Raw genomic sequence first — 24,933 nt, 5'->3', positions numbered from 1 at the left:
TGATTGACTATGGGCACCTTCCATGAATTGACTGCAAAAAAGCGATTCACCGCCTATTTTTCTATTCGTGCGGACTATATTTCTCTCCGGCTCGTACTGCAACAGGCAGGGAATTTTCGGCAGGAGGCAATGGGCAGGAATAACCCGGATTATACGCGCAATAGGGATTATAAGCCGTATTAAAATCAAGTATAGCCTGATTATCGGTCAGCGCGGCTTCATCCAGTTCAAGATACCGCCCTCCGCCGTAGGTTGTCTTGCCCGACGTGGCATCACGAAACAGAATGGAGTAGGTATTGTCGAGTTTTACGATGAGCAGTCGGCAGGTCTCGTCCTGTAAACGAAACACGGCGTGGGCAAACTTGTCATACACTTCTTCTTTGCCATCGCTCATCCTCACAACAAGCTTCTGGGTTTTATCGGCAAAAGGTTCGAGCCGGGCAACCACCCGATAGGCAGGGTCGGGCGCAAAGTAGGACAGACGGGTAAACCTTTTTTTGTCGACAAGGGGTGATTCGGCATCGCTGCGAAAGAACTGGTCTTTTTTTGTCCGCTCCTCCTCCATCTGTTGTCGGTACGTTTCGGGATTAACCACGCCTGTCAACCCGCCGACAGACGTGGCAGTGCTGCTGTCGAAGAAAGAATAGTATAGTACGACCAGGATAACCAGGAAGAGACCGGTTAGGAAAAATTTATTTTTTATCATTCCTACAGTTAGTTTTTGATTGGCAAACAATGAACGCCAACGACAAAGTAAAAGTCAAATCATCCATCATCGCATGAACAGATAGAACAAAGTAGCCTGTTTCCTCGTAACTTTCACATCGGTTACGCTCGTAAGGACTTGTATATGCATTTATATACACTGATAACAAATTCCCTTCTTTACATTTTAACCAGTTTTTAATACTTTTAAAGGCTCGAATCACGACCCAGCTTCACCAGTAACTTTTGGCCAATGGCACAACTTTACGAACTAAAAACGGTAACATCGGATAACGGAAACCTAACCGTTTTTGAAGGAATCATTCCCGGTACCATCCAGCGGGTATTTTACATCTACGAAGCGGGCAACTCCGTTCGGGCCGGGCACCGTCACCACCGGGCATGGAACGCACTCGTTTGCCTGACGGGTAGCTGCCGGGTGTATAGCCATAATGGGCAGGAAGAAACCATAGTTCAGCTAACTACTCCCCGGCAGTGCCTGGTTCTTCAACCTGAAGACTGGCACGTGATGGATGAATTCTCCGACGATGCTATCTTACTGGTTGTTTCGAATGAGTTGTATGACAAAGACGATTACATCTACGTTCCCTATCCCAATAGTCGGCAGTTCGACATAGCATCTATGGCTATTTCAGAATGATTCCATTTCTGGATCTGAAGCGCATTAATGAACCACATCAGGTGGCTATTCAACAGGCTATTGAGCGCGTTATTCAATCGGGCTGGTACATTCTGGGGGGCGAGGTCGACGCTTTTGAACATCAGTTTGCTCAGTACTGCCAGTCAGGCTACGGCATCGGTGTTGCCAATGGGCTGGATGCACTGACTCTGGTATTAAAAGCCTGGAATTTCCCGGCCGGCAGCGACGTCATTGTGGCTTCCAACGCCTATATCGCTTCGGTACTGAGTATTACCCACGCGGGCCTGAATCCCGTTCTGGTTGAACCTGATCCGCAAACGTATCTTATTGACCCGAACCGTATCGAAGCGGCTATCACCGAACGTACCAAAGCCATTATGGCCGTTCATCTGTACGGACGCTGCTGTGAGATGGGCTCAATCAACCGTATAGCGCAACGGTACAACCTGAAGGTGCTGGAAGATGCGGCTCAGGCACACGGGGCACTGTACTCATCAGGCAGGGCCGGTAATCTGGGCGATGCGGCTGCCTGGAGTTTCTATCCCAGTAAAAACCTGGGAGCCCTGGGCGATGCGGGCGCTATCACCACCAATGACGAGACACTCGCCACGCGGCTACGGGCATTACGAAATTACGGTTCATCGCAGAAATACGTGAATGACTACCGGGGCCATAACAGCCGTCTTGACGAACTACAGGCGGCTATCCTCTCGGCAAAACTCCCCTTCCTCGACCAGGAAAACAACCGCCGACGGGAAATAGCCCGGTACTATCTGACCAGACTGAAGAATCCAGCCGTCGCCCTGCCCCCCGCCGACCAGATTGACCGGGATGTCTGGCATTTGTTCGTCATCAGGCATCCCCGGCGCGATGCGTTACGAACTTACCTGCACAACCGGGGTATCGGCTCGGATATTCACTACCCCACTCCACCCTATCGTCAAAGAGCGTATCCAGAGTTAGCTCAGTTGTTCTTTCCAATTGCCGACACACTACACGGGGAAGTAATGAGCTTACCGCTCAACCCTATTCTGACCGATGACGAGGTTGCGTATATTGTTGACGTGATTAACAAATTCATCTGACGTACTCCGTCCATGCGACTATCTATTGTTATCCCGGTCTACAACAGCGAACGAACGATTGGCCCGTTGGTGGAGCAATTACAGGTCTGTCTGGCCGAACAAACAATTGAAATTGTGCTGGTCAATGATGGCAGTAAAGACCGTTCAGAATCCGTTTGCCAGCAGTTAGCCACCCGCTACAGTACCGTTCGGTTTGTATCACTACGCCGAAATTTTGGCGAATTCAACGCCGTGCTCTGTGGGTTGAACCACACCACCGGCCAGTACGTAGTTATTATCGACGATGACTTCCAGAACCCACCCGAAGCCATCAGTACGCTCGTTGATAAAGCGGAAGCGGGTCAGTTTGACGTGGTGTATAGCCGATACGCCCAAAAGCAGCACCACTGGTTTCGGAATCTGGGCAGTTGGCTGGTCAACACATTAACAACCTATTCGCTGGATAAACCCCGCGACCTGTATCTGTCCAGTTTTAAAGTAATCCGGCGGGAAGTGATCAACGAAATCATCCGATACCGGGGACCGTACCCCTACATCGACGGCCTGATTTTTCGGGTAACCCGCAACGTTGGCAGTGTAGACGTGCCGCATAACTCCCGCACCGACGGTCGCTCGACTTACACGTTCCGGAAGCTTGTATCCCTGTTTCTGAACGTCTTTATCGGGTATTCTCTCTGGCCCATTCGCGTATTTACTGTGCTGGGGGCATTGCTTCTGGGCCTGGGCCTGCTATCCGGACTATTACTCCTAATCGGAACGTTAACTGGTGCATACGTTCCAACGGGAGTAGCCCTCGTCCTCTGGGCCATTGACATAAGTACAGGATTGATCCTGCTTTTTCTGGGTATACTGGGCGAATACCTCGGCAAGCTATTTATGGCCTATAGTGGGTTGCCCCCCTACGTAGAAAAATAAGTAGCTTTTAGGAAACGTCGCATCCGTTATCGAACCTGTTTAAACTTATTTTTTTTTATAGTTCCAGGGTGCTTGGGCTTAACCGCAGAGAACGCTAAGACAAATCCACAAAGAACAATAAGTGACTGACTGAATTTCTTTGAGACCTTTGCGCATCTGCTTTAGCGTTCTTTGCGGTTAAATTGAAAAGTTTAAACAGTCTCGTCCATTTCTTTCAATAACTTCTGTCTATGACACTGTCAAAAAACTACCGGCACATACTATTAATCAGCTCTTTACTAACCATATCGGATAGCGTAATGGCGCAGGGGCGTCTGGCTGACTATCAACGGTCAGAAGCCCTGAAAACGAAACTGAAGGACAAGGTATACAATGCCCCTCAACAGGTGAACTGGACAAAAAATGGTACCCGTTGCTGGTATACCATCCAAACGGCGCGGGGCAAAGAATTTGTGGTGGTCGATCCAAAACAGAAAACCCGGCAACTGGCCTTCAATCATGAGCAGCTGGCGCAGAAACTGACGCAGGCTACCGGCAGGAAGATTACGCCCTACAATCTGCCATTCACTACGCTGACATTTGGGAAAGAGGATAAGTCCGTTGAGTTTGTAGCCGAAGGGTTCACCTGGCAATATGGACCGGGGAACGATACCAGCGGTACGGTAGCTTTCAGCAAAAAAGGACCGTTTCGGACCGAACCAACCGACCGGCGCTATTGGGGAGCCAGTAACGGTGAACTGAGCGACAAACCAGTTTCGTCACCCGACAGCAGCCAGACGGCTTATATCAAAAATTATAACCTCTACGTTCGTTCCGAAAAAACGAAGCAGGAGCGGCAGTTGAGTTTCGATGGGTCGGAAGGCGACTATTACGCTAGTACCATTCTCTGGTCGCCCGATTCGAAAAAGATCGTTACGAATAAAATCAGGCCGAATACCAAACACCTGATCTACTTTGTCCGCTCTTCGCCCGACGATCAGCTTCAACCGAAACTCGAAAACCGCGAATACCCAAAACCGGGCGATGCGCTGCTGATACGACGCCCTCAGCTTTTTCTGGTAAATGAGGGGAAGCAGCTTCCGGTTGATGATGCGCTGTTTCGTGAGCAGTTCAGTCTGTCGCGGATGGAGTGGCGCAAAGACAGCCGTGCCTTCACCTTTGAATACAACCAGCGCGGGCATCAGGTTTATCGGGTGCTGGAAGTCAGTGCGGCCACCGGGCTTGTACGGCCGCTGGTCGAGGAGCAAAGCAAAACGTTCATCGACTACAGCGGAAAACGCTACCGCTACGATTTGCGTGATGGCAAAGAAATGATTTGGGCATCGGAACGCGACGGCTGGAATCACCTGTACCTCTACGATACCCGGACGGGGGCGATCAAAGCGCAAATTACCAAAGGCTACTGGGTCGTGCGCAATGTGGTCGTAGTGGATGAGGGCAAGCGCACCGTCGTATTTGCCGCCAGTGGAAAAACGCCCGGTCAGGACCCCTACTTCGTGCACTATTACCGCGTCAACTTCGATGGCACCAATCTCACAGCCCTTACCACCGAAGATGCCAACCACGTGGCTACGTTCTCGCCCAACTACCAGTATTTTGTTGATTCCTACTCGCGGGTAGACATGCCTCCTATAACGGTACTGCGCAGTGCCACCGACGGCTCCGTCCTGATGACTCTGGAAACCGCCGACATCTCGGAATGGCAGAAAGCAGGCTGGCAAACACCCGACGTGTTCACGGCGAAGGGGCGCGACGGCAAAACCGACATCTGGGGTATCATCGTTCGCCCAACGAATTTTGACCCGACCAAAAAGTACCCGGTCATCGAAAACATCTACGCCGGGCCGCATGGGTCCTTCACCCCAAAATCATTCATGACGGCCAATCGCTCGATGCACGAACTGGCCGAACTGGGCTTCATTGTGGTGCAGCTGGACGGCATGGGCACCTCGAACCGGTCGAAGGCGTTTCAGGATGTATGCTGGAAGAACCTGAAGGATGCGGGCTTCCCCGACCGAATCTTGTGGATGCAGGCAGCCGCCAGGAAGTATCCATTCATGGACCTTAGCCGGGTGGGCATTTACGGCACGTCAGCGGGTGGGCAGAGTTCGGCCGGGGCTTTGCTGTTCCACCCGGAATTCTACAAAGTTGCGGTGTCTTCCTGTGGTTGCCACGATAACCGGATGGATAAAATATGGTGGAATGAGCAGTGGATGGGTTATCCCATCGGGCCACAGTATGCCGAGTGTTCCAACGTGGTGAATGCCCACAAGCTACAGGGCAATCTGCTGCTCATGGTGGGCGAAGTAGACGACAATGTCGACCCAGCCTCTACGATGCAGGTAGCCGATGCGCTCATCAAAGCCAATAAAGACTTCGACCTAGTGGTATTGCCCGGACTGAGCCACACGTCGGGGGGCGAATATGGCGAACACAAACGCCGGGACTTTTTCGTGAAGCATCTTTTGAATGTTGACCCACCCGCCTGGAATAGTTTGGCCATTGACACAGCCCCGGCCAATACGGGCAAGTAGTCATGGTATTGAGCAACGAACTGCATTGACTACCCATCTCCATTACCAGCAAGAATGATTGGCCGCTCGGAAGAATACGCGAAAATGTTTGAACTGGAAGGCCGGTTGTGGTGGTATCGCAGTCTACATGAGCGCGTTCAAACAATATTAGCTCAACAGTTTGGCAATCGCCGGGACATTCGTGTGCTGGATGCCGGCTGCGGCACGGGTGGCATGCTGGATTTTCTGCGGAAGCAGGGCTACACAGACATAAAAGGGATTGATGGGTCAGACGATGCGGTGACGTTTTGCCACGAACGCAGCCTCTCAGTCACGAAGGTCGATTTAAAACACCTGGCTCATTTTGAGCCGGAAGTTCGGTACGACGCTGTCCTTTGTAACGATATATTCTGCTATTTTACTGAGTCAGAACTCCCTCCGCTACTGGCTGCGCTGGCCAATCGACTAAAACCAGATGGCATACTCATTACCAACAACAACGCATTCAGCATCTTCCGGGGGCAACACGACATCGCCGTCGGTATTCTCCGTCGTTTTGTTCTGGCCGATTTTACCCCGTTGATGCCTGCCGCCGGATTGCGAATTAGTCAGTCCACCTACTGGAGTTTCCTGCTGTCGCCCCTGATTTTACTGATGCGGCAATGGCAGCGACTTGGGTTGGCACTCGGCTGGCAAACTGCCGAAAATGCCCGGTCCGATGTATATTTACCCAGTACCTGGCTCAATGAAACACTTTACCAGGTAGCCCATACCGAACAAAACCTATTCGCCCGAACCCCCTTCGGCAGTTCCTTGTTGATGGTGTTAAAAAAAAGTCATAAGTCGAAAAAGTCATAAATAGCTGACGCGTTAACAAAACGTTGATTCAACTCATCGCACGGGCAGCCCCGTTACGACTAACACTACTTATTACTTTTACAACTACGTTCGAATTCCATGTTCACAGGTATTATTGAGACAACCGGCCGGGTATCGACCATCGAAGCAGACGGCACCAACCTTATTTTTCGCATCGAGTCTACACTGGCATCCGAATTAAAAATTGACCAGAGCGTCAGCCACAACGGCATTTGCCTGACGGTTACCAGCGTTGCCGATGGCAGCTACACCGTAACGGCGGTAGACGAAACCCTCAAAAAAACCAATCTGGGCCAGATTAAACCCGGCGACCGCGTAAACCTGGAGCGTTGTATGCCTGCCAATGGTCGCTTCGATGGGCACATCGTACAGGGGCATGTCGACCAGACGGGTACCTGCATTAACGTTCAGGACATGGATGGTAGCTGGCTGTTCGATTTTCAGTACGAAGCTGATGCAGCCGGCAATGTGACGGTCGAAAAAGGGTCGATTTGTATCAATGGAGTGAGTTTAACCGTTTTCAATTCACAGCCCGACCAGTTCCGGGTAACGATCATTCCCTACACCTACGACCACACAACGTTTGGTGATTTACGGGTTGGGGACACGGTCAATCTGGAGTTCGACATAGTTGGGAAGTACATAAAAAAAATGCTTGGAAGTTACCAATGAGAAGGTGTTTAGGATTATACTACTTTTGTGACATAAGCACACCCATGTCACTAACCGCCACTACGCTCAAATGACAAAAATCAGCACCCGCTCTTTTCCTGACCTGCTGATTCATATTGGCATTATACTGGCTCTGATAGCCGCCCTGTTTCTGGCATTTTTCTTCCTCTACCTGCCTTTCACCACGAATCATGGACAAACCATTACAGTGCCCGACGTGACTCGCCAGAGTCTGGATGAAATGCGGAATCTGCTGGACGACCGGAACCTGCGCTACGAGGTCAGCGATTGCACTTATGTGTCTGGTGCCCAGCCGCTGACCGTTATCCAGCAATACCCCAGAGCTAACGCAAAGGTGAAAGAGGGACGTAAAATATACCTGACCATTACCAAGCGGGTAGCGCCTATGGTACAGATGCCGAACCTGGTCAGCCTGACGCTTCGCAGCGCCCAGTTGAACCTCAAATCAATGGACCTGGTTGTCGGCGAACCCATCTACGTACCCGACATCGCTAAAAACGCGGTGCTGCGGCAACTGTACAATGGCAAGGAAATAAGTCCCGGAACACCCGTACCGAAAGGCGCACAAATTGACCTGGAAGTGGGCGATGGCCTGGGAAGTACCATGTTCGCTATCCCGGACGTTGTAGGATTACCCTTCGATGAGGCAGAAGCCGCCATCCGGGGGTCTAATCTGAAAGTTGGCACGAAAATTTCAGTGGAAGACCCGGAAAAAGAAGTCGGCACCGTTGTAAAACAACGACCCGCAGCCCGGTCCGGCGAACGCATTCGTGTGGGCGAAACAATGGATTTATGGATTGTAGGCCCCATCGACCCAAACTGATTAACCTATCTCCGGCACCAACCGCCCCAATGAGAATTTCATCACTAAATCAGCCGATTATTGTACCAATCCGACAACTATTGTGCGGCATTGTGCTGATTTTGGGTATTCTACGGGCATCGATGGCCGATGCACAGACAGCCCTGCAACTACCGTTTTTCGAGGATTTCACGGCATCGGTGTATCGATCAGGTTCCGAACGTCCCGACCCGAAGCTCTGGCAAGCGGGCAGTGGAGTGTACATCAACAATACCATGGCCCTCAATCAGCCTACGCAAAATGTGGCTACGTTTGATGGATTGCAGGCCAACGGCCGTCCCTACGTGCGGGACAATCCGCTTGACCAGGGCTATACCGACACCCTGGAATCGAAACCCATCAACCTGGCGGGGCTGTCTGCTACCAATGGCGTTTATCTTAGTTTTTACTGGCAGATGAAGGGCCTCGGCGAACTGCCCGACCCGGGCGATACCCTGACCAAATTACCGGGTGTTCCCCCAACGCTACAGCCCGGCGACTCCCTTACATTGCAGTTTCGGGATGCTTCGGGCATCTGGAAAACAGTATGGGCGCAGGTAGGTGGTCAGGCCGACAGTCTATTTCACCAGGTGTTCGTTCCCGTAACGAATGCAGCCTATCTGTACGGCAATTTCGCTTTTCGCTTTCGCTCCTTTGGTCGGCGTTCCGGCCCGTTTGATACCTGGCATGTCGACTACATTTACCTCAATCAGGGTCGGTCAGCCACCGACCGGTTCATCAAAGATCTGGCTACACGCCGACAGCTTAGCCCCCTGTTGAAGCGCTACACCGCGATGCCGCTTTCCCAGTTTAAAATAAAGGGAACGGCCGAGCTGGCAGACTCGGTCACGACCGACATCAATAACCTGTTTAATAATTTCAACCGGACTAGTATTGGGTTCAGGGTCTACAACGGCGCATCAACGGTTTTGCAATATGATACGCTGTTCACCCAGATTGCTGCCTTGGGGTCAAGACAACTGGCTTTTAAACCGACACCCCGCCTACCAGCTACGGCGGATACCAGCTTTCAGTTACGCTACGAAGTCGCGCTGAAAACCAGCGACAACGAAAACCCCATTTTCCAGCGCGACCCCCTCACGCTGCTCCGCAATGACACCATTGCCGCCGTGGCAACGCTCAACAATTATTACGCCTACGACGATGGATCGTGGGAATATGCCCAGCAGATCCGGCAGCGGGAACAGATTGCCGTGCGCTTTATTTTGAATAAGCCGGATACCATTGGCAGCGTCCGGCTTTGTATCGTACCCTTTTCTAAAGACCAGACGGGGCAATCCTTCGTCATGACGGTTTACACCAACACCAACGGTAAACCGGGAGCCGCCCTCTACCAGCAATCGTTTCAGACGAAGTATCCGACTACCCGAAATGGGTTCATCGAGTACCCGTTTACCCGAAACATCATCGTGAAAGACACCTTCTACGTTGGTTACCAGCAAATCAGCAGTAGCGACACCACCTTTCTGCGGTTAGGGTTTGACAAGAACAGCCCGTTTGGAGCCAATATTTTTTACAATGGCGGCTCTAACTGGGAGCAGAATCTGCAACGCGGTCCAAACGGCTCACCGTCCTCCCTACAGGTGCCGGGGGCCTTTATGCTCAGGCCGGTAATGGGCGCAAAAAGAGCGGTTGTCACAGCCGTAGATGAGCCAGAACCACTAGTACCGCTGCAAGCATATCCAAATCCAACAACGGGGGTTATTCGCTGGGATAACCCTAAAGTAACCCGTCTGGAAGTGATAAACCGCAGTGGACAAACCCTTTTGGCACACATACCGGCTCGCGGCCAGCAATCGCTGGACCTGAGTTACCTGCCCGACGGTTTCTACCTGATCCGGCTCTTCGCCGACCAGCGGGCTGTGGTGCAAAAACTGATTATTCAACACTAAACTAACCGAAACGACCATGGATATTACCGTACAGGAATTAAAAGAAAGACTGGATAAGGGTGAGGACCTGAACCTGTTTGACGTTCGTGAACCCAACGAATACGAAGACGACAATATTGGCGCAACCCTGATTCCGCTGGGCGATTTACCCTATCGCCTGGACGAACTGGAAGGCATGGAGGATGAAGAAGTGATTGTTCATTGCCGGTCGGGAGCCCGCAGTGCCCGGGCACAGCAAATTCTGGAAGAGAACGGCTTTACCAACGTCCGCAATGTCATTGGCGGCATGCTGGCCTACCGGGCGCAGTAGAATGCTGGCTGACGTATGATACATGAGACTGTACATCATACGTCAGCCAGCATTCTGTCAATTTCTGCTTCGTCATTGGGACTCACCCAGGTGTAGTTACTCTGGTTTCGAAACCAGGTGAGTTGCCGTTTGGCGTAGCGCCGGGAGTTGCGCTTTAACAGACGTACCATTTCCTCGTAATCATACTGAGCATCCAGATACGGAAACACTTCCTGATAGCCAACGGTTTGCAGGGCTGGCAGATTCCGATAAGGCAACAGACTACGGGCTTCCTCCACCAGGCCCGCCCGTAGCATGGCATCCATGCGGGTATCAATCCGCTCGTACAATTCCGGTCGTGGGCGGTCGAGCGCCACCATAATGGACCGAAAAGAACGCTCAACGGTTTGCTGGCGACGAAACGACGAATAAGGCAGTCCCGTTGACAGGCAAACCTCCAGTGCCCTCGTGACGCGGATTGGATTTTGCAAATCGGCCGATTGCGCATAAACCGGGTCCAGTTGGCGCAATTCCTGCTGGAGTGGCTCTAATCCCTCCTGTTGCAATCGGGTTAGTAACTGTGTCCGCAGCGCAGGGTCTACCAATGGCATATCATCCAGACCATTACATACAGCATTGATATACAGGCCTGTCCCCCCGGATAGAATGACAATGTCCTTCGTTTGAAACAACGTATCCAGCAAGGCGAGGCACTCCCGTTCATACCGTCCGGCATTTACAGGATCGGTAATGGAATGGGAGTTGATAAAATGATGCCGGACCCCTTCCATCTCTTCCAGGGTTGGCTTGGCCGTACCAATCGTCAGTTCGCGGTAGAGCTGGCGGGAATCGGCAGAAACAACGTCGGTCTGCAGCGTCTTGGCTAACCGAACGCACAGAGCTGTTTTCCCAACGGCCGTCGGGCCGGCAATAACAAGCAGAATTTTCAACAGCAGGCAGATTGAATGAACGATAACCGCCACAAAATAACGGATTTTACGGCATGCCTTTACCAGTTTGTGGTGGTGTTTGTCGTATCAGCTCGTATTCCGTGAGGGGGTAATTTGAATCTCGTATTCCGTAAGAGGGCGATTTATTGATTTGAATTAATTAACCGCCGAACCAACAATCGCTTTTTCGCCCATGCTGACCACCCCCAACCCCCTCCTAAAACAGGAGGGGACTTGAAAAAGGGAACCCTTCAGCGTAGCCCCCTCCTGTTTTAGGAGGGGGTTGGGGGTGGTCGCAATCCGGCGGTTATTTACGTCAAATCAATAAATCGCCCTCTTACGGAATACGAGATTCAAATTACCCCCTTCTTCTCCTTACTTTTGGCAAACCATTACGGCAGCAGCCCTCTTTTATGACTGATATTGAACGTATTTTTTCTGACCTCGGCGGCCAGTTTATTACACCCGTTGATACATTGACCCAGAAGTTGCGGGCCGTTCGGGCTATCGTGTTCGACTGGGATGGCGTGTTCAATGACGGCATCAAGACCGAAGCGGGCAGCAGTTCGTTCAGCGAAGTCGACTCGATGGGGACAAACCTGCTCCGGTTTGGGCTTTGGCTACAGCAGGACAGGCAGTTGCCCGTAGCGGCTATTATTACGGGCGTTACCAATACCCAATCCGAAACGCTGGTGCGCCGGGAGCATTTTCACGCCAGTTATTCGCAGGCAAAACACAAGATTGACGTACTCCAGCACTTGCTCGACCAGCATAATCTGCAACCTGGCGAGGTGGCTTTTTTCTTCGATGATGCGCTCGATTTATCCGTATCGGAGGTGGCGGGGGTACGCATCATGGTTCGCCGGAACGCGAATCCACTGTTTACCCGGTACGTTGTGGACAATGGCCTGGTCGATTACATGACGGGTAGCCAGAGCGGTCAATTCGCCGTGCGCGAAAGCTGTGAACTGTTGCTGGGACTGCTTGGTCAGTATGATGCCGTGATGCAGGAACGACTCCGATATCACCCCGTTTACAACGACTATTACCAGCAGCGGCAGGCCGTTGAACCAACGTACTGGACAGTAGGGCCAAATGGGCTGGAGCCGAAATAAATCCTGACCGTTAGGGAGCATCCGTACAAACGTTGGGTGGATTGTTGCTTTGTCTGTTTAAACCTTTCAATCTAACCGCAGAGAACGCTAAGGCAAATCCGCAAAGAGCACTAAGTGGCTGACCGAATTTCTTTGAGACCTTTGCGAACCTACCTTAGCGTTCTCTGCGGTTAAGCTTAGGCACTTGGGAACTACAAAAAAACATCAAACTACAAACTACTCACGCATGATAATCGGTGTTATTCCCGCCCGGTACGGCTCAACCCGTTTTCCCGGAAAACCCCTGGCCGATATTGGGGGGAAATCCATGATTCAGCGGGTACTGGAACAGGCAAAACAGGCTACTTCACTGGCAAAAGTTATTGTTGCCACGGATGATGAGCGTATAGCTGAAGCAGTTCGCAAACTGGGAGAAATGGCTGTAATGACCCGCACCGATCATCCCAGCGGCACCGACCGTTGCCAGGAAGCGTATGCCCGGCTGGTTACCGATGGATTAATACCGGGCAGTAACACGGATTACATCATCAACATACAGGGCGACGAGCCGTTTATTGACCCCGCCCAGATTGACGAACTAACGGCCATTCTGGACGGAACGGTAGAGCTGGCCACGCAAATGGCAACGGTGGATTCGACGGCTATGCTCCACGACCCCAAAGAAGCCAAGATCACCATCAACTCCCGAAATGAAGCCCTGTATTTCAGCCGTTCGGCTATACCCTACTTGTGGGGCGTTGAACCCGACCAATGGCATCGGCACCACGCCTACCATCGGCACGTTGGCCTGTACGCCTACCGTGCCGACATCCTCGACCAAATAACCCAACTCTCCTCTTCTCCACTCGAACAGGCCGAGTCGCTGGAGCAATTAAGGTGGCTGGAAGCAGGCTATCGAATCAAACTGGTTCCTACTAATTTCCAGACGCCCAGTGTTGATAGTCAAGCTGATATTGATAAAATAATCCACGATATGGATTTATCCAGGTGATGGCGGTGTACCTACAACGACTCGTGGTCCCCTCCCAATTGCCAACCTGCAAATACTAATCTGAATTATGTCATCGCACCATATTGTCCGGGATAAACAGGAACCTGCCCTGCTGATAGCCAACGGGGAAGCCTGTTCCTTTGAGTTGCTCGGTCAGTTGCTGGAGTGGAATCCGCTGGTGGTGGTGCTGGATAGTGCCATCTGGCGGGTGCTGGATTTAGGCATCAAAGTAGACGTCCTGCTCGGCGACTTTGATGAAGCTGCGGCTGGTCGAGGGGGTATTGACCTGGATGCCATCCGGGCGCAACAGTACCCCCTCGACATTGTTCATGCGCCCGACCAGAATAAAACCGACCTCGATAAAGGCATCGAATACCTGATTGAGCGGGGCTTCCCGGCGGTCAACATCGTGTGGGCCACCGGTCGCCGGGCCGACCATACGTTGACCAACATGACCAACATTGTCCGGTATAAAAATCAGATTCGGATTGTGATGATCGACGATCATTCCAAGATTTTTCCACTGGTTGGGCGGTTTGAGAAGTGGTACGAAGCAGGCACTCCCCTCTCGCTGATTCCCGTTGGCACCGTAACCGGCTACTCATCAACCGGGTTAAAATACGACCTTCAGGACGCAACGTTGACCCTCGGTCATTTTACCAGCAGCAGCAACGAAGCCGCGCAGGATGGCTTCGTGCGGATAGAAGCCCAAACCGGCGATTTGCTCGTTATGGAATGTTGGGATTAGTGTCTTTTTACGCTAAAAAGCAGGTAGAAATGACAGGTAAAGCCGTTATGGTAGCGGGATAAACGCCATGGGGCACTCCCATCAAATCGTATGAAGATTAGTACCAATGCTTTTCTGGTTGGTTTCAGCTTATTCACGCTATTTGCCTTCCGGCAGGATGTACCACCCAACCTACGGTTGTTTTTGCTCATTGGTCAGTCGAATATGGCTGGGCGGGGCATTCCCGAAGCAGAAGACGAGCAAACCAATCCGCGTATCTGGATGCTGACCAAAGACCTCAACTGGGTAGCGGCCAAAGACCCGATGCACTTCGATAAACCAGCCATTGTGGGTGTAGGGCCGGGGCTGGCGTTTGCCAAACAACTGACTGACAGGTACCCCAAAATGAACATTGGCTTGATTCCCTGCGCCGTCGGTGGCTCCGGCATCGACGTCTGGAAGCCGGGCGCTTATTACGAGCCGACAAAATCACACCCGTATGATGACATGCTGAGCCGGGCAAGAAAAGCGCTTGAACAGGGTCAGCTGGCGGGGATTCTCTGGCACCAGGGCGAATCGGATTCCAGCCCGGACAAAGCGGGCGTATACGAAGCAAAACTAACCGAACTGGTGCAGCGCCTTCGTCAGGAGTTGAATGCCTCCACGGTTCCTTTTGTGGCGGGCACGCTGGGCGACTTTGTCGTGAAGCGCAATCCAGACGCCAAAGCGGTGAATGACGCATTGCAGCAGGCCGCGCAACACATACCGAATACCTACTGCGTCCTGTCGTCAGAACTAACCGACAAGGGAGATTCTACCCACTTCGATGCGGCTTCGGCCCGCACCCTCGGTCGGCGGTATGCCGATGTATTTATCCAGAAGAAATTAATACGGACTAAACCGTAAAGCCAACATTTATTTCCCCCACTATTCTTTGGCCATTTCGTATTATTGCAACATTATTCCAATCCTATTAATCTTTTTTATTGCCGAATGCCTGTTTCACCTGCTCCCTTCCCCAGTCGTACGTCCAAGTCGGCTGGCTTAATCAGCCTGCCCGTTATTGTGGCCGCACTGGGTTATTTCGTTGATATTTACGACCTGCTTCTGTTTGGTATTGTTCGGGTACCCAGCCTGAAAGACCTGGGCCTGACACCCGAACAAATCTCGACCGTTGGGGCTAACATCATCAACTGGCAAATGGGTGGCCTATTGCTGGGCGGCATCCTGTGGGGCGTTCTGGGCGACAAACGGGGGCGGCTTTCGGTCTTGTTTGGCAGTATCATCACCTATTCCATTGCCAACATCGCCTGCGGATTTATCAAGCAGGTCACGTTCATGGACCCAACGACGTACTACGCCCTGATGCGGTTCATTGCGGGCATTGGGCTGGCGGGTGAACTGGGAGCGGGTATCACCCTTGTCAGCGAAATTCTGCCGAAGGAGAAACGGGCTATTGGCACCTCTCTGGTAGCCGGTATTGGTCTTTTTGGGGCTGTGGTCGCTTATTTCACCGTTCAGTTATTCGACTGGCAAATGGCGTTTCTGGTAGGGGGAGGTTTGGGGTTTGGCTTGTTGCTCCTGCGGGTAGGGGTTGTAGAGTCGGGGATGTTTACCGATGTCACCACTCAGAAGCACGTCAATCGGGGTGACTTCTTTTCATTTTTCACCAATTCAGAACGGTTCTTCCGTTACCTGAGGTGCATAGGCATCGGGCTACCCACCTGGTTCGTTATCGGCATTCTGGCTACGTTCAGCAACGAGTTTGGCAAGGCACTGGGCATCACCGAAGAAATTCAACCGGGCCTGGCCATCATGTGGTGCTACGTCGGGCTGGCCGTGGGCGATCTTGCCAGTGGGTTCATCAGCCAGGCGCTCGAATCGCGCAAAAAGGCTGTTGTCCTGCTCATGCTGATTTCACTGGTGTTTAGTCTGGTTTATTTGTACGCCGGGGTTCAAAGTGCTACGTTTCTTTATGTTCTCTCTCTGATTCTGGGGTTTGGTATTGGCTACTGGGCCATGTTCGTTACCATTGGGGCCGAGCAGTTCGGTACCAACCTCCGCGCTACGGCCGCTACCACCATACCGAATATGGTGCGGGGTACGGTTATTCTGATGACCAGTCTGTACGGCTACCTGAAGCCATCATTGGCGCCAATCAATGCCGGAGCCGTGGTGGGTTTGCTCAGTTTTGTCATCGGGTTCTACTCCATCCTGACCATTGCTGAAACGCACGGCAAAGATTTGAACTACCTGGAGGAGTAATCCCGATCCCGACAAACGGTCATGCAAACCCTCTCCCCTTCCCCGAACCCCGTTTCGTACCGTCCCCTGTTTGCCCTGCCGGTTATTGTGTCGGCACTGGGCTTTTTCGTGGATGTGTACGATATGCTGATATTCAGCATTGTGCGGGTGCCAAGTCTGCAATCGCTGGGAATGACCGAAGCGGAGGTTTCGCAGGCGGGTACGTTTATCCTGAACTTTCAGCAGGCGGGTCTGGTGCTGGGTGGTTTTTTATGGGGTATTCTGGGCGACAAACGGGGTCGCATGTCGGTGCTGTTTGGCAGTATCCTTACCTATTCGCTCACCAACATTGCCTGTGGCTTTGTACAGGACGTAAACACCTATGCTTTCCTGCGTTTTTTGGCAGGCGTAGGGCTATCCGGTGAGATTGGTGCGGCCATGGTACTCGTTGCCGAAACCCTGCCAAAAGCGCTCCGAAGCTACGGTTCGTCGGTAGTAGCGGGCATTGGTTACCTGGGGGCCGGGGTAGCCTACCTCACGGTCGAGTACTTCAACTGGCGGATGGCCTTCTGGGTAGGCGGTGGCCTGGGCCTGGCACTTTTACTACTGCGTGTCAGTGTGTTCGAATCGGGATTATTCAGTCGGATGAAGGTCGAGCACCGGGAGGTGAGTCGGGGGAATCTGCTGCATTTTGTCAGTAGCTGGCCACAAGCCCTCAAGTACCTGCGTTTCGTTACGTTGGGGATGCCTACCTGGTTTGTGGTAGGCATTCTGGCTACGTTTGCCAATGAATTTGGTCAGGCGCTGGGTATTGCCGACATCATAAAACCGGGGCGGTGCGTTATGCTGATTTACGTAGGCCTGGCCGGTGGCGACCTGCTCAGCGGCCCACTGAGCCAGTGGCTTCGATCACGGATAAAAGCCATTACCGGTTTACTCCTGTGTAGTGGGTTTCTCAGTGGCATTTACCTGTTCGGCGGCATTAATACGGCCGAAGGATTATACACTATCTGTTTGCTGATCGGTTTTTGTACCGGCTATATTGCCATGTACCTGACTATGGTAGCTGAGTCGTACGGTACCAATCTTCGCAACACAGCCACTACCTCAGTGCCAAGCGTGGTACGGGGCACCCTCATTCCCATGACGCTGTTCTTCCAGGCGCTGAAACCGTCTGTGGGAGCGCTGGTAACGGCCGGTCTTTTAGGTGTTATCGTCTATGGCCTTTGCTTCTGGTCGCTCAGCCAGACGGAAGAAACGTTCGGGAACGATTTAGACTTCGTGGAGTAGCCTGAACCGTTCATCATTTCGGGAAACCGCTGCTCCAGAACGACAGCGGCAGGCGCCCCGATCCGCATCATTGCGTTGAAACTTTAATCCTGTCAACTCAATGAAAACGTCCATCAAATCACTCGTAAGTGCCCTGTTTTTGACCGTAGCCTTATCATCATCCGTTCTGGCAACTGATGATCACGGGCAAAAAAAGGTTTTCGGTGTAGCCGTTTATCCTACCGTCGATGCCTCAAAACTCTGGGTAGTTCTGGAGAAGTATCAGTCCGAAAGTGCCGTTAACCTCGTGCTGCTTGACCAGTATGGGGGCGTGTTACACCAGGAAATTTTATTAGGAAAGCGCAGCAAACGAAACGCCTGTCGTCAGCAGTTCGACATCAGTCAACTGCCCGATGGCAACTACACGTTCCAGATTACAGCCGGTACTCAGAAAGAAGAAATTCCGTTTCAACTGGGCACCCCCGCCAAACAGGAGCCAACCCGGCTCATCGCTATTAACTAGTCATTTTATTGTCATTACGTGGTCATTTCTTGCTATTGGTGGGTAGGCAGTTGCCTATTCGACAACAATGACAAGAAATGACCACCGAATGGCTACTTAATGACAATAAAATGACTCCCTGATAACCGCTATTTACCGTCTTTATATTCCCCTTCCAGCGCGTATTTGCCGAAAAGAATGAGTCCGCCAACCACAATGGGAACCAGTACGCACAGGATAATCCAGCCGAATACGCGGTCTTCGAGTTTATCGCTGCCTATTTTGGTAATGCTATCCGTAATCTGGGCGTACCCGACGTAAACGCCGAGTAGTATCCAGATAATGCCAAGGTATTTTTTGAGGGATTCCATATCAGGTAAAATACTGTAAAATAGAAGAATAAGAGCCTTGGTGCGGTTTTAGTCAGTGACTCGCTTCTTGTTTGTGAGGTACACCAACCCAATCAAAAAACATACCCCGGCCACCAGAATGGGGTACCAGAGTCCTTCCAGATAAGGCTTATTGACCGACCCTGGTACCAGTTCGTTGGCTTTCGTTGCCGTAGCAACCAGAGCCGTAGCAATAAACGGAGTCAGCCCCCCAAAAATACCGTTGCCGATGTGGTACGGTAAGGACATAGACGTGTAGCGAATCCGGGTCGGAAACAACTCGACCAGAAAGGCCGCAATGGGACCGTACACCATCGTGACGTAGATAACCTGGATGAAAATCAGGAAAACCATCAGCCAGAAACTGGCATTGGGCAACGTCATGGCTTTACTCACCTCCGGTTTGCTAACTACCCCCGACTTAGCAGCCGTAATCGTTTTCTCGATGTCTTTCTGAATCAGGCCATCCGGGTAAAAATGCGTGGTTGTCGTGGTTGTTGACAGGTCGCCGTTGGACTGCTTCATCAGTTTTCGGCCAATTGTCCGGGCATCGGTGATTTCCTGTTTCTGGGCTACATCCGTTAGGCTATATAGTTTTTCGTAGATGGGCCGGTAGGTCAGCACGCCCAGCAGCATACCCGCCAGCATGATGCCCTTACGCCCGATGCGGTCCGATAAACCACCGAATATGATAAAAAAGGGCGTAGCCGCCAACAGCGCAACCGCCACGATAATGTTCGACTGTACAAACTCTACATTACAGGCTTTCTGAATAAACGAAAGAGCGTAAAACTGCCCCGTGTACCAGATAACGCCCTGCCCGGCTGTAGCACCAAACAAAGCCAGCAGCACTATTTTCAGATTTTGTTTCTTACCAAAACTCTCCGCCAGTGGATTTTTGGAGAGGTTACCCTCGCTTTTCAATTTAGAAAACAGGGGAGATTCGGCCATCCGCATCCGAATGACGATGGAAACCGCCACCAGAAAAATGGACAACAGAAACGGCACCCGCCAGCCCCATTCCGCAAACTTTTCCGTTCCCAATGACTCGCGGGTGAGCAGAATCACCCCCAGGGATACAAATAACCCCAGGGTAGCCGTCGTCTGGATAAAACTGGTGTAGTATCCCCGACGGCCTTCAGGCGCATACTCCGCCACGTAGGTAGCCGCTCCGCCATACTCCCCGCCCAGGGCCAGCCCCTGTACTAGACGAAGGAGCAAAACCAGCAGGGGTGCCCAGAACCCAATGGTGGCGTAGCCCGGAATCAATCCGATGGCAAAGGTCGAACCACCCATGAGCACCAGCGTGACCAGAAACGTGTATTTACGCCCTACCAGATCGCCCAGGCGACCAAAAACCAGCGCACCGAACGGGCGAACGATGAAGCCAGCCGCAAACGTAGCCAGCGTGGAGAGCAAGGCTGCGGTCGGATTATCCTGCGGAAAAAACTGGGTCGACAGAATAGCGGCTAAACTGCCAAAAATGTAGAAATCATACCATTCGATGAGGGTTCCGACCGATGAGGCCGAAATGACACTAAACAATGTACGGGTAGAAACGTCCTGTTTCATGTTGGCTTTATTGCCGGCCATAGAGGAAGCGGAAAAGAGATGTGCGCCATCAAAAGAGCGTGGCGCACAAATTTTACCGTAGTGAATCAGTCAATGAGCGAATGAGTCATTGAATGAATGAGTGAATGACAGCGCCAAATCGGGTATTATTCACTCATTCATTCATTTGTTAATTCGCTCATTAATTACGGCGACAAGCGTTCGATTAGCCACGCTCCTCCTTCTTTTCGATACCGGATCCGGTCGTGCAGGCGGCTGGGTCGCCCCTGCCAGAACTCGATGGCATCGGGCTCCACGCAGAAACCACCCCAGTACGGCGGGCGCGGGACAGCTTGCCCCGCAAACCTCATTTCCAGTTCCCGCTGCCGATTCTCCAGCACCTCCCGACCATCGATTACCGCACTCTGGTGCGACACCCAGGCCCCAAGCTGGCTGCTTCGCGGGCGACTGGTAAAATACCCGTCCGATTCGTCGGAACTCACTTTCTCGACCGTACCTTCAATACGTATCTGCCGCTCCAGTTCGGGATAGAAAAAGGTAAGGGCCGCAAACGGGTGGCTGGTCAACTCCTTCCCTTTTCGGCTTTCGTAATTGGTATAAAAGACGAAACCCGCATCGGAAACGTCTTTCAGAAGCACTATTCGCCCATCAGGCCGCCCCCCGGCCGAGACGGTACTGACGTGCATCGCATTAGGTTCCGGAACATTGGCCTGGAGGGCCGCATCGAACCACTGCCGGAACTGGGCAATCGGGTCGGGCAACACATCGGTGATGTCCAAACCACTCAGTGTATACTCATTTCGCAGGTCTCGAATGTCAGATGGCATCGTATAGGTGGTGTTTAACGGCTTAACTACAGTACTTTTCGCATTTTATCGTACTTTTGCAAAAGTAATCGGTACGTTCCCAACATGGCAAACGAAGAACAGGAAATAAACCAGCAACCCGAAACCACTCATCCGGCTAAAGGTCCTCTGGCTGCGCATACTCCCGAAGAAGCTACAACTCCGGCTGTAGTTTCCCCCGCACCAACAATCGAGGAGGCTGAGACGATGCCTCCACTGGCAGAAGACTCCACTGCTCCAGGCGCAGAAACACCGGAAGACCCGGCAGTTGACGGTACACTCGCTGAATCGTTAACTGATGTACCGGCTGACCCTGTATCTGCAGAAGTAGATTCGGCTGATGTACCGGAAGTATCGGCTACACCCGCTGAACCAGGGTCGGATGAGGCAGCTCAACCCGCTGCCGAAGTGGATGCCAACTCCGAAACGGCTGCATCGGCGGCCCCGGAAGCGGAACCAGTCGCTGAGGCAAGCCCTACCACGGAGGACGATACGGAACAGAGTCCGGTCGCCCAACAATCTGTCGATGAGCCGGTTGCTGACGCTCCGCTTACTCAGGAACCGGTTGCGGATACGCCCCTTGAATCGGTTGATGAGGGCACACCTTCTACAACGGAAGAGCCGGTAGCCATCGTTTCTCCAACCACTTCGCCGGAGTCGTCCCCATCAGAATCGGGAGACACATCATCGGTTGCCAGCGAAGACGTTACGGCCCAGTATGCCGACGTATCGGAAACGGAAGATGACCACCACGCCCAGCAGGAAGTTGATTATAGCCAGTACTCGAAACAGGATTTTGTCGATCTGCTTCAGGCGCAGTTAACCGCTATCAGTACCCCGTCTGTTACCCCCGGTAATTTCAAAAAGGCGGATCAAATACTGAAAGAAGTAAAGCCCCTGTTCGACCAGATGAAGCGGGCCGAGCGCGAAGCCGCCCTTCAGTTGTACGTGGCCGAAACAGAATCAGAAGAAGGTTTCGACTATAAATACGACGAAACCGTTGGCCAGTTTGACGAACTATACAAACAGATCAAGAGTCAGAAGAATACCTATTTTCAGAATTTAGATAAGGCCAAAGACACAAATTTCGCGTCGAAGACCGATTTATTGTCCCGTCTGCGCGACCTGGTTGAAACGGATGAAAATAACGCGGGTGACCCTAAAGTAAGCTGGAACGAATTCAAGAAAATTCAGGACGACTGGAAATCGGCGGGCAATATGAACTCCCCGCACAATGCCACGCTCTGGGCTACTTACCACGCACTGGTTGATCGTTACTACAGCAACCGGAATATTTATTTTGAGTTAAAGGAGCTTGACCGCAAGCGGAATACGACCCTGAAAACGGACGTAATCGAGAAGGTCGAAGCCATGGCGAAAGCATCGGAGGAAACGCCCGTAACCCGGCAAACCATCGACGAAGCCAACGCCCTCTTTGAAGAGTACAAACATATTGGTCCCGCTCCCAAAGCGGAGCAGGAAGTACTGTGGGGGCGGATGAAAGCGGCCCTGGATGTTTTATACGACAAACGTCGGGGACAGACCAACGAGCAGCGTAAAGAATCGGCGCAACTGTACGAAGAAAAGTCGGCGATTTACGAAGAACTCATTCCCATTACCTCTTTCTCGTCTAACAGTATCAACGACTGGAATGATAAGACGAAGGAAGTTATGTCCCTTCAGGACCGCTGGAACGCCATTAAAGGCCCCATGCCCCGCGAAGAAGGCAAAGAACTGAGCAAGAAGTTCTGGGCCGCCCTGAAAACGTTCTTCCATAACAAAGGCGAGTTTTTCCGGCAACTGGAAAGCAAGCGGGAGGAGAACCTGCGGGCCAAAACACAACTCTGTGAGCAGGTCGAAGCAATCCTGGCCTCTGGCGAAGAATCGCCCGAAGCGACACAAACGGTTATTGAGTTGCAGCGTCAGTGGAAGAACGTAGGGCAAGTACCTGAAAAGCAGAAGAACACTATTTTCGACCGGTTCAAAACGGCCTGTGATGCCTTCTTCGATAAGAAACGCTCTAGAAATCAGGAAACCGAGCGGGAATTTGAAGGTAACCTCACGCAGAAGATTGCGCTTATCGAACGCATCGAAGCCGCTGCTACCGCCAACGCCGATCTATCGCAGTTGAACGAGTTCAAGAAAGAGTGGAACACTATTGGTTTTGTACCAAAAAAAGACAAAGATCCTATCCAGAAGCGGTATATCAACGCCGTGAATGCATTGGTGAGCGCCACGGGTAAAATTCCGGCTAAGGACAAAGAGCAAATCATGCTCCAGAGCGAAGCCGAAGTTACCCGTTCGGGAGGTTCCCGGGATCGGGGACGTGGGGATGGTGGACCACGGTCAGATCGTCGTCCATCCGGAGGCTCCCGGGAACGGGGACGTGGTGACCGGCGTCAGGATGGCGGCAGCTATCAGGATGGTGGCTACGACCGTGATTCGTATCGGAATGACCGTGACAGTGGCGGCAGCAAGCGGGAAAGCGACATTCGTCGACGCATTACAGCCATCGAAAACGACATTGCTACGTACCGCAACAACATTGAGTTCTTCGCCCGCTCGAAGAACGCCGATCAGCTCCGCGCCGACATTGATAAGAAGATTGCTGATTCGGAAAAACAACTGGACGATCTGCGGCAGCAGCTGCGGGTAGAGCAGGCGTAAAGTTTTTATAGAAAAAGCAAACGCGGCTACTTGCGAAAACGTGCTAAAACCACTACTTTTGCATCACGATTCGGAAACGGGTCAGAAATAGTTGCCAGTGTCGGATAGCGGTCGATTCCGCCTGATTTGTAATCAGGATGCGCAAGCGCGTCGGGGGTTCGAATCCCTCCACTGGCTCATTGATTAGCAAGCACTTACGTTTACAGCGTAAGTGCTTTTTTTATAAGCCCAATTTGTAATTAGGCGGGGCAACGGTCGGGGGCGGAATAAGCTGTCATTCTTGCTGCGTATCCGTCAGGCCGTCGCGCTAATAGAACTGTCAGGGAAAAGTAGTAGCATCGCCCTCCTCATGCGTCATAAAGCCCCCCCGTTTCTGACCGGCTTCGGGTTCTGCTCGTTACCATCGAAGGAGTATTTCGTTTCTCGGAATGCTTTTTCAATAGAGTTAGATTAAATGTATTACTCAGTATAGTGTAGAACCTTTTTGCAACCTGTACGGCCTGATAGTCCTGAATGGCAACACTGGTCCCTATCGCAAATAGGACACCAACCTGCAACAATGCGCTGGCAACAGCCTGCGAGCAACAACTGTTCAGAAACACAAACCGCCACCGGCCGGACTGACTGGGCAGATCGGTGAGGGCTTTGGTAGTTGACTGGGTTGGCCGATCATCGGCACCTTCAACAGAAAGACCCTGAGCCGATGAGTGGCCGATGTAATTAAACTACTATCGGCTCGAAGCCGATAGATTTGGTCTCGGCTGAAGCCGACTAAAGAGCGTCGGTAATTGTAAACTCATATAGGACGACTTTCAGTAAAGTATCGTAGGCTTTCCAAGTTCATGTATGAAAAACGTTTAACTAAAGTCTTCGCCTAATTGATTTGTAGTAATTAACCGCCGAAACTGACTTTACCTGTGGTACATTAACAAACGGCGACCACTATGCTTAAACTCACCCTTGACCAGTCCGCTCAACAAGCCTTGCAAAAGGCCCTCAAAACNCACCCCAAAGCCTATGTCCGAGAACGAGTTAGTGCCATTCTCCAAATTCATGGTGGCCAGTCCGGTAAACAAGTGGCCCATAAGGGCTTATTGGTTCGAAGACGGGAAAATACCATTTATGACTGGGTTAGTCGGTACCAACAGGGGGGACTACCTGCTCTATT

At 51.9% G+C, this 24,933-nt stretch carries 22 protein-coding genes and 1 tRNA gene; 18 read left to right on the top strand and 5 right to left on the bottom strand.

The annotated features are described in order from the left end of the window. Nucleotides 1-61: 61 nt before the first annotated feature. Nucleotides 62-706: a DUF1684 domain-containing protein gene (locus tag B157_RS0119460; protein WP_020604981.1), complete on the bottom strand. Its 645-nt coding sequence runs from the start codon at nucleotides 704-706 to the stop codon at nucleotides 62-64. A gap of 252 nt (nucleotides 707-958) precedes the next feature. On the opposite strand from B157_RS0119460, the gene B157_RS0119455 reads away from it, so the two are divergent. The 9 genes from B157_RS0119455 to B157_RS0119415 all read left to right on the top strand — a co-directional run bounded on the left by B157_RS0119455 (nucleotide 959) and on the right by B157_RS0119415 (nucleotide 10,515). Then, entirely contained in the window at nucleotides 959-1,366 is a 408-nt protein-coding gene (locus B157_RS0119455; protein WP_020604980.1) for a sugar 3,4-ketoisomerase, read from the top strand. Beyond that, entirely contained in the window at nucleotides 1,363-2,451 is a 1,089-nt protein-coding gene (locus tag B157_RS0119450; RefSeq protein ID WP_020604979.1) for a DegT/DnrJ/EryC1/StrS family aminotransferase, read from the top strand. The genes B157_RS0119455 and B157_RS0119450 overlap by 4 nt, the downstream gene beginning before the upstream one ends. A 12-nt stretch (nucleotides 2,452-2,463) precedes the next feature. Beyond that, entirely contained in the window at nucleotides 2,464-3,366 is a 903-nt protein-coding gene (locus tag B157_RS0119445; protein WP_020604978.1) for a glycosyltransferase family 2 protein, read from the top strand. A gap of 230 nt (nucleotides 3,367-3,596) precedes the next feature. After that, nucleotides 3,597-5,900: a S9 family peptidase gene (locus B157_RS0119440; protein WP_020604977.1), complete on the top strand. Its 2,304-nt coding sequence runs from the start codon at nucleotides 3,597-3,599 to the stop codon at nucleotides 5,898-5,900. A 54-nt stretch (nucleotides 5,901-5,954) separates the two neighbouring features. After that, nucleotides 5,955-6,737, top strand: coding sequence for a class I SAM-dependent DNA methyltransferase (locus B157_RS0119435; RefSeq protein WP_020604976.1), 783 nt, complete (start codon nucleotides 5,955-5,957; stop codon nucleotides 6,735-6,737). A 99-nt stretch (nucleotides 6,738-6,836) separates the two neighbouring features. Further along, a complete protein-coding gene (locus B157_RS0119430) occupies nucleotides 6,837-7,430 on the top strand; it encodes a riboflavin synthase (RefSeq protein WP_020604975.1) in 594 nt (197 codons plus the stop codon). A 70-nt stretch (nucleotides 7,431-7,500) separates the two neighbouring features. Then, on the top strand, nucleotides 7,501-8,274 hold the full coding sequence (locus B157_RS0119425; protein WP_020604974.1) for a PASTA domain-containing protein: 774 nt from the start codon (nucleotides 7,501-7,503) through the stop codon (nucleotides 8,272-8,274). Nucleotides 8,275-8,303: 29 nt separating this feature from the next. Continuing rightward, nucleotides 8,304-10,205, top strand: coding sequence for a T9SS type A sorting domain-containing protein (locus tag B157_RS0119420; protein WP_026308812.1), 1,902 nt, complete (start codon nucleotides 8,304-8,306; stop codon nucleotides 10,203-10,205). Between the two features lie 16 nt (nucleotides 10,206-10,221). Further along, nucleotides 10,222-10,515, top strand: coding sequence for a rhodanese-like domain-containing protein (locus B157_RS0119415; protein ID WP_020604972.1), 294 nt, complete (start codon nucleotides 10,222-10,224; stop codon nucleotides 10,513-10,515). A 35-nt stretch (nucleotides 10,516-10,550) separates the two neighbouring features. Here B157_RS0119415 and miaA read toward each other — a convergent pair whose 3' ends face one another. Then, complete coding sequence (miaA, locus tag B157_RS0119410) at nucleotides 10,551-11,447, bottom strand: tRNA (adenosine(37)-N6)-dimethylallyltransferase MiaA (protein ID WP_157618510.1); 897 nt, start codon at nucleotides 11,445-11,447, stop codon at nucleotides 10,551-10,553. A gap of 410 nt (nucleotides 11,448-11,857) precedes the next feature. On the opposite strand from miaA, the gene B157_RS0119405 reads away from it, so the two are divergent. From B157_RS0119405 to B157_RS0119375, 7 genes are all read left to right on the top strand, one after another. Next, on the top strand, nucleotides 11,858-12,559 hold the full coding sequence (locus B157_RS0119405; protein ID WP_020604970.1) for a phosphatase: 702 nt from the start codon (nucleotides 11,858-11,860) through the stop codon (nucleotides 12,557-12,559). Nucleotides 12,560-12,785: 226 nt separating this feature from the next. Beyond that, the gene (gene kdsB, locus B157_RS0119400) at nucleotides 12,786-13,550 is read left to right on the top strand and encodes a 3-deoxy-manno-octulosonate cytidylyltransferase (RefSeq protein WP_020604969.1); all 765 of its coding nucleotides are present in this window, start codon (nucleotides 12,786-12,788) and stop codon (nucleotides 13,548-13,550) included. 67 nt (nucleotides 13,551-13,617) lie between these two features. Further along, nucleotides 13,618-14,298 (top strand): thiamine diphosphokinase, encoded by a 681-nt coding sequence (locus B157_RS0119395; RefSeq protein ID WP_020604968.1) that lies wholly within the window; start codon nucleotides 13,618-13,620, stop codon nucleotides 14,296-14,298. A gap of 90 nt (nucleotides 14,299-14,388) precedes the next feature. Further along, the gene (locus B157_RS0119390) at nucleotides 14,389-15,183 is read left to right on the top strand and encodes a sialate O-acetylesterase (RefSeq protein WP_020604967.1); all 795 of its coding nucleotides are present in this window, start codon (nucleotides 14,389-14,391) and stop codon (nucleotides 15,181-15,183) included. Between the two features lie 87 nt (nucleotides 15,184-15,270). After that, the gene (locus B157_RS0119385; RefSeq protein ID WP_020604966.1) at nucleotides 15,271-16,542 is read left to right on the top strand and encodes an MFS transporter; all 1,272 of its coding nucleotides are present in this window, start codon (nucleotides 15,271-15,273) and stop codon (nucleotides 16,540-16,542) included. 21 nt (nucleotides 16,543-16,563) lie between these two features. Next, complete coding sequence (locus B157_RS0119380) at nucleotides 16,564-17,811, top strand: MFS transporter (protein ID WP_020604965.1); 1,248 nt, start codon at nucleotides 16,564-16,566, stop codon at nucleotides 17,809-17,811. Between the two features lie 100 nt (nucleotides 17,812-17,911). Further along, nucleotides 17,912-18,313 carry a hypothetical protein gene (locus B157_RS0119375; protein WP_020604964.1) on the top strand — a complete coding sequence of 134 codons (402 nt, stop codon included), beginning with the start codon at nucleotides 17,912-17,914 and terminating at the stop codon, nucleotides 18,311-18,313. 128 nt (nucleotides 18,314-18,441) lie between these two features. On the opposite strand, the gene B157_RS0119370 is transcribed toward B157_RS0119375, so the two are convergent. From B157_RS0119370 to pdxH, 3 genes are all read right to left on the bottom strand, one after another. Then, the gene (locus tag B157_RS0119370; RefSeq protein ID WP_020604963.1) at nucleotides 18,442-18,663 is read right to left on the bottom strand and encodes a DUF6814 family protein; all 222 of its coding nucleotides are present in this window, start codon (nucleotides 18,661-18,663) and stop codon (nucleotides 18,442-18,444) included. A 48-nt stretch (nucleotides 18,664-18,711) separates the two neighbouring features. Then, nucleotides 18,712-20,274, bottom strand: coding sequence for an MFS transporter (locus B157_RS0119365; RefSeq protein WP_020604962.1), 1,563 nt, complete (start codon nucleotides 20,272-20,274; stop codon nucleotides 18,712-18,714). Nucleotides 20,275-20,438: 164 nt separating this feature from the next. After that, a complete protein-coding gene (pdxH, locus tag B157_RS0119360) occupies nucleotides 20,439-21,080 on the bottom strand; it encodes a pyridoxamine 5'-phosphate oxidase (protein ID WP_020604961.1) in 642 nt (213 codons plus the stop codon). An 84-nt stretch (nucleotides 21,081-21,164) separates the two neighbouring features. On the opposite strand from pdxH, the gene B157_RS0119355 reads away from it, so the two are divergent. Both B157_RS0119355 and B157_RS0119350 read left to right on the top strand, forming a co-directional pair. Continuing rightward, nucleotides 21,165-23,765, top strand: coding sequence for a DUF349 domain-containing protein (locus B157_RS0119355; RefSeq protein WP_020604960.1), 2,601 nt, complete (start codon nucleotides 21,165-21,167; stop codon nucleotides 23,763-23,765). A 93-nt stretch (nucleotides 23,766-23,858) separates the two neighbouring features. After that, nucleotides 23,859-23,942, top strand: a tRNA-Thr gene (locus B157_RS0119350). The last annotated feature ends 991 nt before the right edge of the window (nucleotides 23,943-24,933 follow it).

Source organism: Spirosoma spitsbergense DSM 19989 (genome assembly GCF_000374085.1).
Taxonomy (GTDB): domain Bacteria; phylum Bacteroidota; class Bacteroidia; order Cytophagales; family Spirosomataceae; genus Spirosoma; species Spirosoma spitsbergense.
The sequence above is the reverse complement of the archived record's forward strand: the minus strand, read 5'-3'. Positions and strand labels throughout refer to the sequence as shown.

What these genes read in the sequence shown, in the direction of transcription:
- B157_RS0119460 (WP_020604981.1), bottom strand. Translation starts at nt 706, where the DNA reads ATGATAAAAAATAAATTTTTCCTAACCGGTCTCTTCCTGGTTATCCTG.
- B157_RS0119455 (WP_020604980.1), top strand. Translation starts at nt 959, where the DNA reads ATGGCACAACTTTACGAACTAAAAACGGTAACATCGGATAACGGAAAC.
- B157_RS0119450 (WP_020604979.1), top strand. Translation starts at nt 1,363, where the DNA reads ATGATTCCATTTCTGGATCTGAAGCGCATTAATGAACCACATCAGGTG.
- B157_RS0119445 (WP_020604978.1), top strand. Translation starts at nt 2,464, where the DNA reads ATGCGACTATCTATTGTTATCCCGGTCTACAACAGCGAACGAACGATT.
- B157_RS0119440 (WP_020604977.1), top strand. Translation starts at nt 3,597, where the DNA reads ATGACACTGTCAAAAAACTACCGGCACATACTATTAATCAGCTCTTTA.
- B157_RS0119435 (WP_020604976.1), top strand. Translation starts at nt 5,955, where the DNA reads ATGATTGGCCGCTCGGAAGAATACGCGAAAATGTTTGAACTGGAAGGC.
- B157_RS0119430 (WP_020604975.1), top strand. Translation starts at nt 6,837, where the DNA reads ATGTTCACAGGTATTATTGAGACAACCGGCCGGGTATCGACCATCGAA.
- B157_RS0119425 (WP_020604974.1), top strand. Translation starts at nt 7,501, where the DNA reads ATGACAAAAATCAGCACCCGCTCTTTTCCTGACCTGCTGATTCATATT.
- B157_RS0119420 (WP_026308812.1), top strand. Translation starts at nt 8,304, where the DNA reads ATGAGAATTTCATCACTAAATCAGCCGATTATTGTACCAATCCGACAA.
- B157_RS0119415 (WP_020604972.1), top strand. Translation starts at nt 10,222, where the DNA reads ATGGATATTACCGTACAGGAATTAAAAGAAAGACTGGATAAGGGTGAG.
- B157_RS0119405 (WP_020604970.1), top strand. Translation starts at nt 11,858, where the DNA reads ATGACTGATATTGAACGTATTTTTTCTGACCTCGGCGGCCAGTTTATT.
- kdsB (WP_020604969.1), top strand. Translation starts at nt 12,786, where the DNA reads ATGATAATCGGTGTTATTCCCGCCCGGTACGGCTCAACCCGTTTTCCC.
- B157_RS0119395 (WP_020604968.1), top strand. Translation starts at nt 13,618, where the DNA reads ATGTCATCGCACCATATTGTCCGGGATAAACAGGAACCTGCCCTGCTG.
- B157_RS0119390 (WP_020604967.1), top strand. Translation starts at nt 14,389, where the DNA reads ATGAAGATTAGTACCAATGCTTTTCTGGTTGGTTTCAGCTTATTCACG.
- B157_RS0119385 (WP_020604966.1), top strand. Translation starts at nt 15,271, where the DNA reads ATGCCTGTTTCACCTGCTCCCTTCCCCAGTCGTACGTCCAAGTCGGCT.
- B157_RS0119380 (WP_020604965.1), top strand. Translation starts at nt 16,564, where the DNA reads ATGCAAACCCTCTCCCCTTCCCCGAACCCCGTTTCGTACCGTCCCCTG.
- B157_RS0119375 (WP_020604964.1), top strand. Translation starts at nt 17,912, where the DNA reads ATGAAAACGTCCATCAAATCACTCGTAAGTGCCCTGTTTTTGACCGTA.
- B157_RS0119370 (WP_020604963.1), bottom strand. Translation starts at nt 18,663, where the DNA reads ATGGAATCCCTCAAAAAATACCTTGGCATTATCTGGATACTACTCGGC.
- B157_RS0119365 (WP_020604962.1), bottom strand. Translation starts at nt 20,274, where the DNA reads ATGGCCGGCAATAAAGCCAACATGAAACAGGACGTTTCTACCCGTACA.
- pdxH (WP_020604961.1), bottom strand. Translation starts at nt 21,080, where the DNA reads ATGCCATCTGACATTCGAGACCTGCGAAATGAGTATACACTGAGTGGT.
- B157_RS0119355 (WP_020604960.1), top strand. Translation starts at nt 21,165, where the DNA reads ATGGCAAACGAAGAACAGGAAATAAACCAGCAACCCGAAACCACTCAT.